Genomic DNA, 16,010 nt, shown 5'->3' with positions numbered 1-16,010 from the left:
CAATGGCCATGACCGGGCTGCGGCGCCCTATGCCTTGCCCCCACCTGCACCGACGATCAGATTGAACACTTCGCGCGCCAGCAGCAGTTCCACCGGCGCGCCACCGCGGAGCGCGCTGATCGGCCGGAATACGCCGCCGTGTGGTTCGAGTGCGGCCTTGGGCGCCTCGAAGGTGGTGAAGCGCAGCAGATGCACCCTGACCGGGCCGGTTTCGGTGGACGCCCAGTGGTTGAAATCGCTGGCCCGCACCATCTCGGCCGGATTGAGTCCCAGCCGCTCGATGACCGCCGCCTTCACCGCCTCGCCATCATGCGCAGCGGCGAGCTCATCGGCCGCTGACGTCAGTTCGGCGGAAGCGGGAAGCGCTGCCGGCAGAAGCAAGGTGTCATTCCACTTCGCAAACACGAGCGCGGTGCTGTAGCTGTCGAAATGCACGAGCATCACGCGGTTGCTGATCAGCACGTCATCCTGAGTATCCATGGTTCATTCCCTTCCGGCGGGCAAGAATGTCGACCCGACGTCAGGCTCGCTGGCCGATCCGACGGCGTCGCACGATGTATCGATGATCCGATGCGCTGGCGTCAGCCGGGCCTGGATGGCGTGCGCACCGTTCGCTGGCGGACCCCGCTGCACACGCGGGGAGTATGCAGGCTCGCCGGAGCAGTGCAGCATCGGTCACGCCGGGACAGAGCGCTGCGTCGTCCCTCCATTCCAGGGCCTGTCATGACGTGGAAAGTGTCTATCGCGCAGTAATGAGTACCCGACGAGGAACGTCCCCTTCGCAAGGCTGTCCCGACCGAGGCGGTGCAATGCGCGATACTTGCGCGTGCAATGCGCCGTGCAAGCGGCAATTCACGCCTGTCACCCTCGATCCATCGTGGAAGGAAACCAGATGTCTTTTGCCTCACGCCTGCTGCTGCCGATTGCGCTGATCGTCGCCGCAGCGGGCATGCCGGCGTTTGCCGCCGAACCCCCGTCTCTGTTCCTCAACCTGACCTCCGACAATTCGCAGCGCTCGGAGACCGGGCTCATCTTCGCGCGGGACCAGATGGCGCGCGGCCACGCGCTGACCTTGCTGCTGAACGATCAGGCCGTGCGCATGGGCAGCAGCACCAATCTGCGCAACTTCGTCACCCAGCAGAAACTGCTGCGCGAACTGATGGGCAAGGGCGCCGTGGTACTCGTGTGCCGCGTGTGCATGCGCCATTACGGCGTGACCGAAGCCAGCCTGATGCAGGGCATGCTGCTCGACGACCCCGAGCGGGTCGGCGAGGCGCTGTTCCGCGACAACACGCGCACGCTCACCTGGTAGCCACCGCGGACACGCGCTGCGGATGAGCACGCCGGACAGACACTGCATATATATGACGACATCGCTGACCACCCTGCCCGACGACCTGCCGGCGCCGCTCGACGACGGGGCGGCTGCCCATCTCGACGGGATGCATCTGCCCGCGCTGGCGCTGCCACGCACCGACCGCGGCACGACCGATCTCGCGACGCTGCGCGGCCTGCAGGTGATCTATATCTATCCGATGACCGGCCGGCCGGATGCGCCGCTGCCCGACGGCTGGGACGCGATACCCGGTGCACGCGGCTGCACGCCGCAGTCGTGCGCCTTCCGCGACCACCATGCCGAACTGGCCACGCTGGGTGCCGGCGTGTTCGGGCTGAGCAGCCAGCGCAGCGACTACCAGCAGGAAGCGGCGGCGCGCCTGCACCTGCCCTTTCCGCTGCTGAGCGACGACAGCCTGCAGCTCAAGGCCGCGTTGCGCCTGCCCACCTTCACCGCCGCCGGCATGCAGCTCTACCGGCGGCTCACGCTGATCACCGAAGACGCACGCATCGTCAAGGTGTTCTACCCGGTGTTTCCGCCCGATCGCAATGCCGCCGACGTACTGGCGTGGCTCAAGGAGCACACCATGAAACCCCGCGCCACCGCGCTGGCCCTCGCTGCCTGCGCCGCCACCGCCCTCGCCGCCGATGCCGCCACGCGCATGCTGACCCCGTGCCCCGACTCGCCGAACTGCGTGTCGACCCAGTCGGACAGCGCGGCGAAGATGGCGCCGATTCCCTTCAGCGGCGACGCCGCCGCTGCGCAGGCCCGCCTGAAGCAGGTCATCCTCGCCCAGCCGCGCGCGACCATCACCCGCGAAGAGCCCGGCTTCATTGCGGCGGAATTCCGCTCACGCATCTTCCGCTTCGTCGATGCTGCGGAGTTCGCCATCGACGCCGGGGCATCGGTCATCCACTACCGCTCCGGTGCGCGGACCGGCTATTCGGATTTCGGCGTGAACCGGTCGCGCATGGAAGCGCTGGCGAAAGGCTTTGCCGAGGCGAAGTAGGCGCCCGAGGGAGCTGTCCCTGTGGGAGCTGTCCCTGTGGGAGCTGTCCCTGTGGGAGCGGCGGCCTCGCCGCGATAGGCGCGTTGACCAACGATCATCGCAGCATCAATCGCGGCGAGGCCGCCGCTCCCACAGGCCGCCGCTCCCACAAGCCCTTCGCAGCACCCAAAAGCCCGGCGCCGCTCCCGCAACCCCGCTCTTCAGGCCGGGGCAGGCTCGCTTTCCGCTTCCGGCGCCAGCACGAAGCGGACGCAGCCTTCGCGGTTGTGATCGAGTTGCAGGCGGAAGCCGCTGGCGCGGGCGAGCAGTGCCGACTGGTACAGCCCGACACCCAGACCGCTGGCGGAGGCGACCGGTGCCTGCAGCAGGTTTCCGGCCAGATCGTCGGCGATGGCACTGCCGCTGTCTTCGACCGACAGCCGGTCACCGCCGAGGCGCAGCACGATGGCGATGCCCGGTTCGGCAAGCCGCTTCTGCAGCGCGTTGCCGACCAGGTTTTCCGCCACGGTCGTGTACAGCGCGCCGGGCAGGCGCTGGTCGGGATCGGTCATGCCTTCGACCGTCACACCCTGACCGGCGAAATGGGCCGCGGTGGCCTGCAGCCATTCGGGGGCCGGCGTCCATTCGCCGTCGACCGGCTGCGGGCGACGCAGCTTGTCCAGCGTGGCTTCGAGCCGGGCGCTGATGACCGGCAGCTGACGCGCCAGCAGAGCGTTGGCGCGGGCGGCGCTGTCCGGGTCAGTGGCTTCGCGGGCGGCAAAACACAGGGTGTTGAGGGACTGCAGCAGGTTCTTCACGTCGTGCGTCAGACGCGCGCCGGTGTCGTGGATCGCCGACAGATAGGACAGGCGGCGCAGTTCTTCGGTGCGCAGCTGGGCCTGGTAGAACTGGCCGAGCAGTTGCACCAGAAGGTTGAAGTGCCACAGCAGGCCGCCGGACAGCGGGCGCGCGGTGTAGAGCGTCAGGTCGAGCAGCGGGTGTTCGAAATCCTGCCGGTGCGCGGCAACCTCGCCGAAGCGCCGCGGCGGCGCGGCGTTCGCACCGCTGCGGGTGTGCCACTCGCCACTGCGAGTCGTCCACTCGCCACCGCGAGTCGTCCACTCTCCGCCGCTGATCAGCGGCAGGGCGAGCAGGCGGTTGGCCGCGCGGGCGACGAATTCCTCCGGCCGGCTCTCTTCCTGCGACAGCGACGCCAGACTTTCCAGCCAGCGCTCATAGGGCAGTGCCAGCGACAGCACGTAGCGGGTGAAGGCGACGCTGACGCCGCCGAAGCCGGCGCGCGGATTCCACGCCCAGCCCATCACCATCAGCGCGGTGGCCAGCACGCCCAGCGTGGCGAGCAGCGCGCGCAGGTAGTCGACGCCGGCCAGCTGCATCGCCGCCAGCGTGCCCAGCACGAGTACCGCGAGCAGCAACAGCACGAAGGTGCCGGACACGAAGTCGAGCACTTCGCGGTCGCGGTCGACCCGCTCGCGACCGGGCACCAGCAGCATGACGGTCAAGGCGAGCGGCGCCAGCCACAGCCCGAGCGCATCGATGCTGGACGGCACCGGCAGGCCGGGCGGCAGCGCCCGCGGCAGAGCGATCGTCAGCAGCGCCGTGATCAGGTAGGCCAGTGCGCCGAGGTAGTAGATGCGCGGCCCGCGCGAGCGCGAAAAGAACACCTTGCCGCCGACCAGACCGGCCAGCAGCAGCAGCCACAGGCTGAGCGCCAGCGGCCCGTAGAACCACAGGAACACGCCGACCAGCACGCACAGCGCCGCCAGCACCGGCCACTCGATGCGGGACTGCGCGCGCAGCAGGGGTTGCCACAGCAGCAGCAGGCCGAGGTGGGGCAGCAGCAGTGCGCGGCCGAACAGCAGGTCGTCGTCCAGCCACAGCAGCAGATGCAGGCTGGTCAGCACGCCCAGCAGCAGCCAGGGCTGAGCCCGCGTCAGCCACCTGACACGCGTGCGGCGCGGCACGGCACGGCGTCTCATCAAGGTGTCGCCCTGCTTTCATCGGTCGGGGCGCGCCACCGCGAAAGGTGACCGGATCGTGACAGAACTGTCCGGATCCGGTCAGATTGCATGGCATTCACCCCGGAACACCCCGGTTGTGAACGGTCGTTCACCGTCGCCAATGAAAAAAATCGTTTCCAAATCAGCGCAATCAAGGAAACACTCCCGGTATCGTCCGTTCGGGCACGGAATCTGCATCGTCGGGACGCATACGGAGGATTCACATGAAAGCCAATCAACAAGGGTTCACGCTGGTCGAAATCGCCATCGTGCTCGTCATTATCGGTCTGCTGCTGGGCGGCGTGCTCAAGGGGCAGGAACTGATCAACAGCGCCAAGGCGAAAAGTCTGGTGAATGACTTCCGCACGATGTCGACCGCCGTGTACGCCTACCAGGACCGCTTCCGCTTCATGCCGGGCGACGATCCGGCCGTGGTGCAGCACGTGGCCGGCACGCTGGCGACCACCCCGGGCACGCCGGAAACCCAGGGCAACGGTCGCATCGGCGGCAACTGGAACTCGACCACCGCGACCGACGAATCGCGTCTGGTGTGGCAGCACCTGCGGCTGGCCAACCTGCTGACCGGCCCGACCGTCGAAAGCGACCCGGCCTACCTGCCGCGCAACGCCGACAACGGCACCATCGGCATCACCAGCACCTCGCCGATCACGCCGGCCACCGGTAGCGGTCCGGATTCGCGGCCGATGACCGGCGCCTTCTTCATCTGTTCGTCCGGCATCACGGCCCGCCTCGCGCGTCAGGTCGATTCGACCATGGACGACGGCGTGACGAACACCGGCAACGTGCGCGCGATGATCGACGTCAATGGCACGCCGTCGGCCACATCGACCGCGTCCAACATCGACGCCGCGGCCGAAACCGCGGCCGATCGCTATACGGTGTGCGTGGCGTTCTGACGTCGCGTTTTGACGTTGGATTCGCAGCAATGGCCGCTCAGCCCTTGAGCAGGCGCGATTCGGCCTGAGCCAGTTCGGCCGGCGCGCCCAGCAGCACCACCACATCGCCGCTTTCGAACGCCAGGTCGGAACTGGGCTCCAGCGCCCGGATGCCGCGCCGGCGGATCGCACTCACCTCGACGCGGATGTCGTTGAAGTGGAATTCGTCGATGCGGTGTCCGATCGCCCAGGCGCCGGGCGCCAGCGGCACCGAATGCAGACGCGTGTGCTGCTGATCGGACGCCGCCTCCTCCGACAGATGTTCGGCGCCGCGGTACAGCCCGCGCAGCAGGTGATAGCGGTCGCCGCGGAACTGGCGGATGCGCTTGAGCACGCGATGCAGCGGAATGCCCAGCAGCACCAGGGCGTGGGTGGCCAGCATCAGAGACGATTCGAGCGATTCCGGCACCACCTCGGTGGCCCCGGCGGCCGACAGCTTGTCGTAGTCGCGCTCGTCGAAGGTGCGCACGACCACCGGCACTTCGGCATGCAGCTCATTGACCAGATGGATCACGCGCAGCGCCGCCTCGGTGTCGACAAACGTGATGACGACGATGGACGCCCGCGTCAGCCCGGCCGCGATCAGCGTTTCGCGCTTGCCGGCATCACCGAACACCACCGTTTCACCGGCCGCCGCCGCCTCGCGCACCCGCTCCGGATCGAGGTCGAGCGCGATGAACGAAATGCCCTCGTTTTCCAGGAAACGCCCCAGGTACTGGCCGTTGCGGCCGTAGCCGCAGACGATGGCGTGACCATCGGTCGCCAGCGACTGGGCGGCGATCGACGTCAGCTGCATCGAGCGCATCAGCCATTCCGACGGCACCAGCCGCAGCACGATGCGGTCGGCGTAGTGGGCGAGGATGGGTGCGGTGAGCAGGCTCAGCAGCAGCGACGCGAGCACGATCTGCAGGATGCGGTCGGGCAGCAGGTTGGCGGCATCGGCCAGCGCCATCAGCACGAAGCCGAATTCGCCGCCGGCGCACAGCCACAGCCCGACACGCAGCGCCGTGCCGGGCGACGAGCCGAAAAAGCGCGACGCCGCCGCGGCGACCACGAACTTGCCGATCAGGATGAACAGCACCGTCACCAGCACGAAGAACAGCTCCGACAGCACCAGCGCCAGATTGAGCTTCATGCCGATGGTGACGAAGAACAGGCCGAGCAGCACGTCGCGGAACGGCTTGATGTCTTCTTCCACCTGATAGCGGTACTGCGTTTCCGAAATCAGCATGCCGGCCAGGAAGGCGCCAAGGGCCAGCGACAGCCCGGCGTGCTCGGTCGCGAACGCCATGCCCAGCGTCACCAGCAGCACGTTGAGCATGAACAGCTCGGGGGACTTGCGCTGCGCCACGACGAAGAACCAGCGCTGCATCAGGCGCGGGCCCAGATACAGGATGAGAGTCAGCGCCACGGCTGCCTTCACGCCGGCCAGCGCCAGCGCTTCCATGCTTTCCTCGGCGCCGAGCGACAGCACCGGAATCACCACCAGGAAGGGCACGACGGCCAGATCCTGGAACAGCAGCACGCCGATCACCTGGCGGCCGTGCGCGGAATCGAGTTCCAGCCGCTCGACCAGCAGCTTGATCAGCACCGCGGTAGACGACATGGCGATGGCCGCACCGACGGCGATCGCGCCCTTGATGCTCAGCCCGAACAGCCAGGCGAAGGTAATGACGCCCACCACCGACAGCGCAACCTGCATGCCGCCCAGGCCGAACACCACGCGCTTCATCGAAAACAGCTTGGGCAGCGAGAATTCGAGGCCGATCGAAAACATCAGGAACACGATTCCGTACTCGGCGAACTGGCGCGCCTCCTCCGTATCGGGGATGAACGCCAGCGCGTGCGGGCCGGCCAGTGCACCGACCAGCAGGTAACCCAGTATGGGCGGCAGTCCGATGCTGCGGAAAAGGCCGACCACCAGCACCGAAGCGGCGAGCAGCAGCAGGACCAGCTCAAGTGCGGACATGGTGGACAAGAAGGGGCGGCAGGGCCATGAGCGGATGGCCGGCCGCCTGCCGTGGGCAGGTTGTTATAATCCGCGTCGATCATAACCGATCCACCCGAACGCCCGCGCTGCGGGCACCTGCCGGATCAACCGGACTTTCCCCCGCCAGACGCATGACACACAGTCCCCCGCCGGTCACCGAAGACATCGTCGCCGCGGCCCGTCGCGTGCTAGACATCGAAGCCCGCGCGCTCGACGCGCTGTCCGGGCGCCTGGGCGAAGACTTCGCCCGTGCGGTGCGGCTGGTGCTCGACAGCACCGGCCGCGTCATCGTCAGCGGTCTGGGCAAGTCCGGCCACATCGCGCGCAAGATCGCCGCGACGATGGCCAGCACCGGCACGCCGGCCTATTTCGTCCATGCCGCCGAGGCGCTGCACGGCGATCTGGGCATGATCCATCGTGACGACGTGCTGATCGCGCTGTCCAACTCAGGTGAAACCGCCGAACTGCTGGCGGTGGTGCCGCTGGTGCGCCGACAGGGCGGCCGCACGATCGCGATGACCGGAAAGCCGGATTCGACGCTGGCCCGGCTGGCCGACGTGCATCTGGACGCAGGCGTTGCGATGGAAGCCTGCTCGCTGAATCTTGCCCCGACCGCCAGCACCACCTGCGCGCTGGCGCTCGGTGATGCGCTGGCGGTCGCGCTGCTCGACGCCCGCGGCTTCCGCGAGGACGACTTCGCACGCAGCCACCCGGGCGGCGCGCTCGGCCGGCGCCTGCTGACCCATGTGCGCGACGTGATGCGCGCGCGCGCCGACGTGCCGACGGTGGCGGTCGACAGCACGGTGACCGAGGCGCTGCTGCAGGTGACGCGTGGCGGCATGGGCATGACCGTGGTGCTGGATGCGGCCGGCGGCGTGGCCGGGGTGTTTACCGACGGTGACCTGCGGCGCGCGATCGACCGCCTGGGCGACGTGCGCACGGTGCCGGTGGCCGACGTGATGAGCCGTCAGCCGCGCTCGATCAGCGAGGCGAAGCTGGCCGCCGAAGCGGCCGAGGTGATGGAACGCAACCGGGTCAACCAGTTGCTGGTGACCGACGAACACGGCGCACTGGCCGGCGCGCTGACGATGCACGACCTGATGCTGGCCAAGGTGATCTGAACATGGACGGCAACGCAGTACGCGACGTGGCGGGCAAGGTCCGCCTGATGGGTTTCGATGTCGACGGCGTCATGACCGACGGCACGATCTGGTTCGGTCCGGACGGCGACCTGATGAAGGGCTTCAACACGCTGGACGGACACGGGCTGAAGATGCTGGCCGGCGCGGGCGTCGAAATCGTCATCATTTCCGGCCGCTCGTCGGCGGCGGTGCGCCACCGCGCGGCCAATCTCGGCATCACGACCGCGCTGCTCGGCGTCGAGAACAAGCGCGACGCGATGCGCGAACTGGCGGCCGAACGCGGCATTGCGCTGGAACACTGCGGCTACATGGGCGATGACGTCGTCGACCTGCCGGTGATGCGCGCCTGCGGCTTTTCGGCGGCGCCGGCCAACGCCCACTTCTTCGTGCGCCAGCACGCGCGCTGGATCGCCGAAGCCGACGGCGGCCGCGGCGCGGTGCGCGAGGTGTGCGAATACCTGCTCGACGCACGCGGCGCGCTCGACGTACTGCTGCAGGACTGCCTGCGTTGAACCGACGCATCCAGCAGGCGCTGCCGCTGCTCATCCTGATCGCGCTCGCAGGCATGACGATCTGGCTGGAGCGCACGACGCGCATCGACGACAAGCCGTCGAGCGGCAACCTGCGTCACGACCCCGATGTGATCATCGACAACTTCACGCTGTACCGCTACGACGAAACCGGCGCGATACAGCACACGCTGACCGCCCGGCAGATGCGTCACTACCCGGACGACGACTCGGCCGAACTCGACCACCCGACACTGCGCTACGAAGGCAAGCTGGCACCGACCCACATCAGCTCCGAACGCGCATTGCTAACCAAGGATGGCAAGGAAGCCATCCTGCGCGACAATGTGCGCGTGCTGCGCGAAACCAGTCCGGGCCGGGCCGAAATGACTTTGGCGACCACGCTGCTTTATGTGTATCCGGAAGAGGAAATCGCGCGCACCGATCAGCCGGTGCGCATGACGCAGGGCAAGTCGGTGGCGACCGGCGTAGGCATGGTCGCTGACCGCATCAAGGAACAGTACGTACTCGAATCGCGCGTCAAAGCCACCATAGAAAGAGCCCGCCGCCCATGATTTCGCGTCAGATCACTGCCGCATTGACCACCCTGGCCCTGCTGCTCGCAGCCGGCCTGCCCGCCACCGCCCGCGCCGAACGCGCCGACCGCGACAAGCCGGTCAATCTCGAAGCCGACAAGGTGACGGTGGACGACCGCACGAAAACCCATAACTTCGAAGGCAATGTCGTGTTCACGCAGGGCACGCTGACCATCAAGGCCAACAAGGTAGTGGTGACGCAGGACGGGACCGGCTACCAGAAGGGCGTGGCCACCAGTGGCGAAAACGGTCTGGCGCGCTTCCGGCAGAAGCGCGAAGGCCAGGACCTGTGGATGGAAGGCGAGGCGGAGCGCATCGAGCACGACGCCAAGACCGAAATCACCCGCTTCTACGTACGCGCTCACGTGAAGAGCGGCGGCGACGAGGTGCGCGGCCAGTACATCGAATACAACTCGATCAGCGAGAACTACACGGTCACCAACTCGGCCGACGCCAGGGCGGTGCCGTCGGGCGGCGACCAGTCGAAGCGGGTGCGCGCCATCATCCAGCCCAAGAGCGCGCCGGCCACCACGCCGGCGGGCGCACCGGCCGCGACGTCCGAGGCGGCACCCAGGCCCTGAGGTCGTGCGTCAGGCGGGGCCCGCCGTCGGTACATCGGTCCGCGCGTCCGTCCGCGCATTCGTGATTTCGCGCAGGCAGGCGAGACACAGGCAGCCGACGTAGCGTTCGCGCAGCTCGGCCAGCAGCCCGGGATCGAGCGTCAACGTGAAGCAGTCGCAGGGCGCCGGTCCGGCTGCGCCGCAGGTAAAGCGGCCTGCACAGCGCGGACAGCGGTCCGGATCGACGGCGACCGGCTCGTTCATCCGGCGAACAGCGCGCGATGCGCGTCGCGCAGCAGGTTCTTCTGCACCTTGCCCATCGTGTTGCGCGGCAGTTCGGACACGATGAACAGCCGCTTGGGCACCTTGAAGTTGGCGATCTGCGCCTTCAGCCGTGCCGTCATCGCGGCGGCGTCGAGCGTGCTGCCCGGCTTGGCGACCACGATGGCGACCACCGCCTCGCCGAAATCCGCGTGCGGCACACCGACCACCGCCGATTCGGCCACGCCCGGCATGTCGTTGATGACGCTTTCGATCTCGGCCGGATACACGTTGTAGCCGCCGCTGATGATCAGGTCCTTGCTGCGGCCGACGATGGTCACATAGCCGTCCGCACTCAGATGGCCGACGTCGCCGGTCATGAACCAGCCATCGGCGGTGAATTCGGCAGCGGTCTTTTCCGGCATGCGCCAGTAGCCCTTGAACACGTTCGGCCCGCGCACCTCGATGCCGCCGATGTCGCCTGCCGGCAGCGATTGCCCGCGGTCGTCGCGCACCCGAAGGCTCACGCCCGGCAACGCCGGCCCGACCGTGCCGCCGCGGCGCTGGTCTTCCGGCCGGTACGGGTTGGACGTGAGCATCGCGGTTTCGCTCATGCCGTAACGCTCCAGTATCGTGTGACCGGTGCGCTGGCGGAATCCGCGGAAGGTTTCGATCAGCAGCGGCGCCGAACCGCTGATGAACAGCCGCATGCCGCGGCAGGCATCCTTCGTGAAGCCGGGTTCGGCCAGCAGACGCACGTACAGCGTCGGCACGCCCATGAATACCGTGGCTTCGGACAGGCGCGCCGCCACCGCACGCGGATCGAACCGGCTGAACCAGATCATGCGGCTGCCATTGAGCAGCGCGCCGTGCGAGGCGACGAACAGGCCATGCACATGGAAGATCGGCAGCGCATGCAGCAGCACATCGCCCGCTTGCCAGCCCCACACCTCCTTCAGCACCTGGGCATTCGACAGCAGGTTGCCATGCGTCAGCATGGCGCCCTTGCTGCGGCCGGTCGTGCCGCTGGTATACAGGATTGCCGCCAGATCATCGGCGGCGCGCAGCGCCGGCGTGTGGCGGTCGCTGTGCGGCGCGGCGGCGTCGAGCAGACTGCCACTGCGGTCGTCTTCCAGCGTGAACACATACGGCGTACCCAGGCGCGCAGCGAGATCGCTCACCCATCGGACGTTCTTCTCGGTGCACACGACCACCGCCGGTTCCGCGTTGCCGATGAAGTATTCGACCTCACCCGCCTGATAGGCGGTGTTCAGCGGCAGATAGATATGGCCCGCGCGCAGCACGGCGAGGTAGAGCATCAACGCCTCGACGCTCTTTTCCGTCTGCACCGCGATGCGGCTTTCCGGCGGCAGCGCGAGCGAATCAATCAGGTTGGCCAGCATGGCCGTGCCGCGTTCGAGGTCGCGCCAGGTGTAGTACAGCGGATCGGGCGTGTCGGCGGTTTCGATGGCGATTGCATCGACATCGTCCGGGAAGGCTGCGCGCAGTGCGCAGAACAGGTTTTCCTGCGTCATGTTCGGGTGGTCCGTTATTTTGCGCGCGGAGTATGGCGGCCGGCCGGTGGCAGCGTCAATCGGCCGCGATCATGAAAATCATGGGCCTTCTTTCGTGTGCATCATCAGGTGCGCCGACGCAGCCGGGTCCATCATTCAATCCATGCATGGCAGACGCCGATGCAGCGCGAACGACCTGATGCAGTACGCAGCACTTACCAAGGAGACTGACATGAACTGGCAAACCCCGAAGGCGACCGATCTGCGTTTTGGCTTTGAAATCACGATGTACATCGCCAACCGCTGAACGGCGCGGCAGTACAGGCAGGAAAAAAACGGCGGGCACTCCCGCCGTTTTTCATGGGTGACGCCGCATACGAAGGTGACTGCAGTTACTGACGCGGCGCAGCAAGCGATATAAGGTGTTCCCATCCGATTCAAGGGAGCATTCATGTCCAGCAGTTCGATGCAGATCGAAGCCTTCTTCGATGAAGCAACCAGCACGGTGAGCTACATCGTGCTCGACCGCAGCACGCAAGCGTGCGCCATCGTCGACAGTGTGCTCGACTACGATCCCAAGGCAGGCCGCACCTCGACACAGTCGGCCGACCGCCTGATCGCGCGGGTGCGCGAGCTGGGCGCCCGGCTCGAATGGATACTGGAAACCCATGTGCACGCCGACCACCTGTCGGCTGCGCCGCATCTGCGCGCGCAGCTCGGCGGACAGTTGGGCATCGGTGCCCACATCGTCACTGTGCAGAAGGTGTTCGGAAGCCTGTTCAACGCCGGTGACGACTTCGCGCGCGACGGCCGCCAGTTCGACCGGCTGTTCGCTGACGGCGACAGTTTCACCATCGGCTCACTGACCGCGCGCGCGCTACACACGCCGGGTCACACGCCGGCCTGCATGAGCTATGTGATCGAGGACGCGGTGTTCGTCGGCGACACGCTGTTCATGCCCGACTACGGCACCGCGCGCTGCGACTTCCCCGGCGGCGACGCGCGCACGCTGTACCACTCGGTGCGCCGGCTGCTGTCGCTGCCGCCGGCCACGCGGCTGTTCATGTGCCACGACTACCCGCCGGGCGGCCGCGCCCCCGCGTGGGAAAGCACGGTGGCCGAACAACGCGCGCACAACATCCACGTGCATGACGGCATCGCCGAAGACGATTTCGTCGCCATGCGCACGGCGCGCGACGCCACGCTCGACATGCCGGTGCTGATCCTGCCGTCCGTACAGGTCAACATGCGCGCCGGCCACCTGCCCGAGCCGGAAGCCAACGGCACGCGTTACCTCAAGATTCCGCTCGACGTGCTGTGAGCCGGCCGACGCATCCGGTCTCGACGTCCGGCGCGTGGGCGCGCTGGCTGCCGGTGCTCGGCTGGGCGCCGCGCTATGACCGGCCGACCTTCGGCGCCGACCTGCTGGCCGCGCTCATCGTCACGCTGATGCTGATCCCGCAGAGCCTGGCCTACGCCCAGCTGGCCGGGCTGCCGCCGCAGGTCGGGCTGTATGCCAGCATTGCGCCGCTGTTCGCCTACGCTCTGTTCGGCAGCAGCCACGCGCTGTCGGTCGGACCGGTGGCCGTCGTGTCGCTGATGACCGCCGCTGCGGTCGGTTCGCTCGGCCTGGCGGATGAGGCGGCACGACTGCAGGCTGCGCTGACGCTGGCCTTCGTGTCCGGTGTCATGCTTACCGTGATGGGCGCACTCAGGCTGGGCTTTCTGGCCAGCTTCCTCAGCCACCCGGTGGTATCAGGCTTTGTCACCGCGTCGTCGCTGCTGATCGCGCTGAGCCAGCTCAAGCATCTGCTCGGCATACAGGCCAGTGGCGACACGCTGCCCGATCTGCTGCCCGGCCTGATCGCCCACCTGCCCGACACCCACCTGCCCACCGCGGCACTGGGCGCCGGCGTGCTGATCTTCCTGTACTGGACGCGCAGCCGGCTCAAGCCGCTGCTGATCCGGCTCGGCCTGTCGGCCCGCGCGGCCGACACCTGCGCCAAGGCCGGCCCGGTGGTGGCCGTGCTCGGCAGCACCGCGCTGGTGTGGGCCTTGCGCCTCGACCAGTTCGGCGTACGCAAGGTGGGCGACATTCCGGCCGGACTGCCGCCGCTGACGCTGCCCTCCTTCGACCCCGCGCTGCTGTCGCAACTGCTGCTGCCGGCGCTGCTGATCAGCGTCATCGGCTTCGTCGAGTCGGTATCGGTGGCGCAGACCTTCGCCGCCAAGCGCCGACTGCGCATCGAGCCGGACCAGGAACTGGTCGGTCTTGGCGCGTCCAACCTCGCGGCCGCCTTCACCGGCGGCTACCCGGTGACCGGCGGATTTTCGCGTTCGGTGGTGAATTTCGACGCCGGCGCCGCGACCCCCGCGGCCGGCGCCTTCACCGCGGTCGGCATCGCGCTGGCCGCGCTGGCGCTGACGCCACTGCTGCACTACCTGCCGCAGGCCACGCTGGCGGCGACCATCGTCGTGGCCATCATGACGCTCGTCGACACCGACACGCTGCGCCGTACCTGGCGCAGTTCGCGCACCGATTTCGCGGCAGTGGTCACCACGCTGGTCGTCACCTTGCTGGCAGGCGTCGAAACCGGGGTCGGTGCCGGCGTGCTGCTGACGCTGCTCACGCTGCTGTGGCGCGCCAGCCGGCCGCACATGGCGGTGGTCGGGCGCGTACCGGGTACCGAGCACTACCGCAACGTGGACCGTCATCGGGTCGAAACCGATCCGTCGCTGATCGGGCTGCGGGTGGATGAAGGCCTGAACTTCATGAATGCGCGTCAGGTCGAGGACCGCATGCTCGCGCTGGTCGCGGCGCAGCCCGCCGCGCAGCACGTGGTGCTGCAGTGTTCGGCGGTGAATGACATCGACGCCAGCGCGCTCGAAATGCTGGAAAGCGTGGCGCACCGGCTGCGCGACATGGGCGTGCTGCTGCACCTGTCGGAGGTGAAGGGGCCGGTGATGGACAAGCTCGAGCGCACCGACCTGCTGGCGCAGCTCGGCGGCCGGGTGTTCCTGTCACATCACGAAGCGGTCACGACGCTCACTGCGCGCGGATCTTCTCGACCGCCGCCCTGAAGCGCTTGCGCAGTTCCTCGGTCGGCTGACCGGCCGCCTGCGCCGCCTGGATGGCGCGCAGGATGTCCAGCGCACCGGCGTCGGCCGCAAGCGTCTGCGCCGCCGGCGTCGCGGCGCCGGACACCAGTTCGGCCCGCTCGGCGCCCGGCTTGCCCCGCTTTGCGGAAATGACCAGCGCCGACGGCGCGGCCTTCACCGTCTGCCGGGTCGCGCTGTTGCGATGGCTGTCGACCGCAGCGAGGAATTGCTTGCGCAGCGCGGCCGTGGGTTGGCCACGCGCCTCGGCTTCGCGCAGCTTCTTCAGCAGGGCGGCCACATCGGGCGGCGCCGGCACTGACGCCTGCGGCGGCGGTGGCGGTACGGCCTGCACCGGCTGCGCCTTGACGGCCGCCGCCACCTCTTCCGTGGGAGCGACCAGCCCGGCGATGCGCAACCGGTTGTAGCGCAGCGCCCAGGCCAGCGCATTTTCACCACGGTCGGACACCGCATTCGTGCTGGCGCCGGCCTCGACCAGCGCGCGCACGATGGTTTCGTGGCCTTCGCGCACCGCCATCATCAACGGCGTCGACAAATTGGGCGCGCGCGCGTCGAGTTTCGCGCCACGCGCGATCAGCAGGTCTGCGATGCGCCGGTGACCGGCGAACGCGGCGTAATGCAGCGCGCCCCAGGTCTTGTCCGGCGGGTCGAGCGACGCACCGCGCTCGATCAGCCATTCGACCGCCTTCTGATGGCCGCGCCACGCCGCCAGCGCGATCGCCTGTTCGCCGATGCGGCTGATGTAATCGATATGGGCGCCGCGTTCGAGAAACAGCTGCATCAGTTCGATGTTGCCGTCCCAGGCTGCGATCATCATGCCGCTGCCCACCGTGTCGGCTTCGAAATCCGGCGGCAGGCCTTCGTCCAGCCAGCGGGTCGCCGAGCGGATGTCGCCCATCTCCATCGCGCGACCGAAACGCGCCGGATCGGGCAGTTGCGCCCACGCGGGCGGGATCAGGCAGAGCGCCAGCAGCAGCGCGGCAAGACATCGGAAAGTCTGGATCAAGTGCGTCCCCGTCA

Annotated in this window: 16 protein-coding genes; 10 read left to right on the top strand and 6 right to left on the bottom strand. The window is 67.8% G+C overall.

Annotated features, from left to right (window positions below):
• Window positions 1-27 precede the first annotated feature (27 nt).
• The gene (locus NMQ14_RS01945) at window positions 28-480 is read right to left on the bottom strand and encodes a hypothetical protein (protein ID WP_257092978.1); all 453 of its coding nucleotides are present in this window, start codon (window positions 478-480) and stop codon (window positions 28-30) included.
• Between the two features lie 412 nt (window positions 481-892).
• Here NMQ14_RS01945 and NMQ14_RS01940 point away from each other — a divergent pair, with 412 nt between their 5' ends.
• Window positions 893-1,312, top strand: a complete 420-nt coding sequence (locus NMQ14_RS01940) for a DsrE family protein (RefSeq protein WP_257092976.1) — start codon at window positions 893-895, stop codon at window positions 1,310-1,312.
• Window positions 1,313-1,364: 52 nt separating this feature from the next.
• A complete protein-coding gene (locus NMQ14_RS19680; RefSeq protein ID WP_306441017.1) occupies window positions 1,365-2,345 on the top strand; it encodes a DUF1499 domain-containing protein in 981 nt (326 codons plus the stop codon).
• Between the two features lie 200 nt (window positions 2,346-2,545).
• On the opposite strand, the gene NMQ14_RS01925 is transcribed toward NMQ14_RS19680, so the two are convergent.
• Window positions 2,546-4,324, bottom strand: a complete 1,779-nt coding sequence (locus NMQ14_RS01925; RefSeq protein WP_257092974.1) for a sensor histidine kinase — start codon at window positions 4,322-4,324, stop codon at window positions 2,546-2,548.
• 245 nt (window positions 4,325-4,569) lie between these two features.
• On the opposite strand from NMQ14_RS01925, the gene NMQ14_RS01920 reads away from it, so the two are divergent.
• Window positions 4,570-5,262: a prepilin-type N-terminal cleavage/methylation domain-containing protein gene (locus NMQ14_RS01920; RefSeq protein WP_257079425.1), complete on the top strand. Its 693-nt coding sequence runs from the start codon at window positions 4,570-4,572 to the stop codon at window positions 5,260-5,262.
• A 37-nt stretch (window positions 5,263-5,299) separates the two neighbouring features.
• On the opposite strand, the gene NMQ14_RS01915 is transcribed toward NMQ14_RS01920, so the two are convergent.
• A complete protein-coding gene (locus tag NMQ14_RS01915) occupies window positions 5,300-7,270 on the bottom strand; it encodes a monovalent cation:proton antiporter family protein (protein ID WP_257093221.1) in 1,971 nt (656 codons plus the stop codon).
• Between the two features lie 152 nt (window positions 7,271-7,422).
• Between NMQ14_RS01915 and NMQ14_RS01910 the strand changes: the two genes are divergently transcribed.
• The 4 genes from NMQ14_RS01910 to lptA are packed head-to-tail and all read left to right on the top strand — an operon-like array spanning window position 7,423 to window position 10,119.
• On the top strand, window positions 7,423-8,412 hold the full coding sequence (locus NMQ14_RS01910) for an SIS domain-containing protein (protein WP_257092972.1): 990 nt from the start codon (window positions 7,423-7,425) through the stop codon (window positions 8,410-8,412).
• Window positions 8,413-8,414: 2 nt separating this feature from the next.
• The gene (locus NMQ14_RS01905; protein ID WP_257092970.1) at window positions 8,415-8,945 is read left to right on the top strand and encodes an HAD family hydrolase; all 531 of its coding nucleotides are present in this window, start codon (window positions 8,415-8,417) and stop codon (window positions 8,943-8,945) included.
• A complete protein-coding gene (gene lptC, locus NMQ14_RS01900; protein ID WP_257092968.1) occupies window positions 8,942-9,517 on the top strand; it encodes an LPS export ABC transporter periplasmic protein LptC in 576 nt (191 codons plus the stop codon). The genes NMQ14_RS01905 and lptC overlap by 4 nt, the downstream gene beginning before the upstream one ends.
• Window positions 9,514-10,119, top strand: coding sequence for a lipopolysaccharide transport periplasmic protein LptA (lptA, locus tag NMQ14_RS01895; protein ID WP_257092966.1), 606 nt, complete (start codon window positions 9,514-9,516; stop codon window positions 10,117-10,119). Before lptC ends, lptA begins: the two co-directional genes overlap by 4 nt.
• Window positions 10,120-10,128: 9 nt before the next feature.
• Here the strand turns inward: lptA and NMQ14_RS01890 are convergent, their stop codons facing one another.
• Complete coding sequence (locus NMQ14_RS01890; protein WP_257092964.1) at window positions 10,129-10,362, bottom strand: cysteine-rich CWC family protein; 234 nt, start codon at window positions 10,360-10,362, stop codon at window positions 10,129-10,131.
• Window positions 10,359-11,894, bottom strand: coding sequence for a malonyl-CoA synthase (locus NMQ14_RS01885; protein ID WP_257092962.1), 1,536 nt, complete (start codon window positions 11,892-11,894; stop codon window positions 10,359-10,361). Before NMQ14_RS01885 ends, NMQ14_RS01890 begins: the two co-directional genes overlap by 4 nt.
• Window positions 11,895-12,105: 211 nt before the next feature.
• Here NMQ14_RS01885 and pqqA point away from each other — a divergent pair, with 211 nt between their 5' ends.
• The 3 genes from pqqA (at window position 12,106) to NMQ14_RS01870 (ending at window position 14,954) form a co-directional block, all read left to right on the top strand.
• Complete coding sequence (gene pqqA / locus NMQ14_RS19675) at window positions 12,106-12,180, top strand: pyrroloquinoline quinone precursor peptide PqqA (RefSeq protein WP_083224124.1); 75 nt, start codon at window positions 12,106-12,108, stop codon at window positions 12,178-12,180.
• Window positions 12,181-12,324: 144 nt separating this feature from the next.
• Window positions 12,325-13,194 (top strand): MBL fold metallo-hydrolase, encoded by an 870-nt coding sequence (locus tag NMQ14_RS01875; protein ID WP_257092958.1) that lies wholly within the window; start codon window positions 12,325-12,327, stop codon window positions 13,192-13,194.
• A complete protein-coding gene (locus NMQ14_RS01870) occupies window positions 13,191-14,954 on the top strand; it encodes a sulfate permease (RefSeq protein ID WP_257092956.1) in 1,764 nt (587 codons plus the stop codon). Before NMQ14_RS01875 ends, NMQ14_RS01870 begins: the two co-directional genes overlap by 4 nt.
• Here the strand turns inward: NMQ14_RS01870 and NMQ14_RS01865 are convergent.
• The gene (locus tag NMQ14_RS01865; protein WP_257092954.1) at window positions 14,920-15,996 is read right to left on the bottom strand and encodes an ankyrin repeat domain-containing protein; all 1,077 of its coding nucleotides are present in this window, start codon (window positions 15,994-15,996) and stop codon (window positions 14,920-14,922) included. The genes NMQ14_RS01870 and NMQ14_RS01865 overlap by 35 nt on opposite strands.
• Window positions 15,997-16,010: the final 14 nt, after the last annotated feature.

This window comes from Methyloversatilis sp. XJ19-13, assembly GCF_024580155.1.
Classification (GTDB): Bacteria; Pseudomonadota; Gammaproteobacteria; order Burkholderiales; family Rhodocyclaceae; genus Methyloversatilis.
The sequence above is the reverse complement of the archived record's forward strand: the minus strand, read 5'-3'. Positions and strand labels throughout refer to the sequence as shown.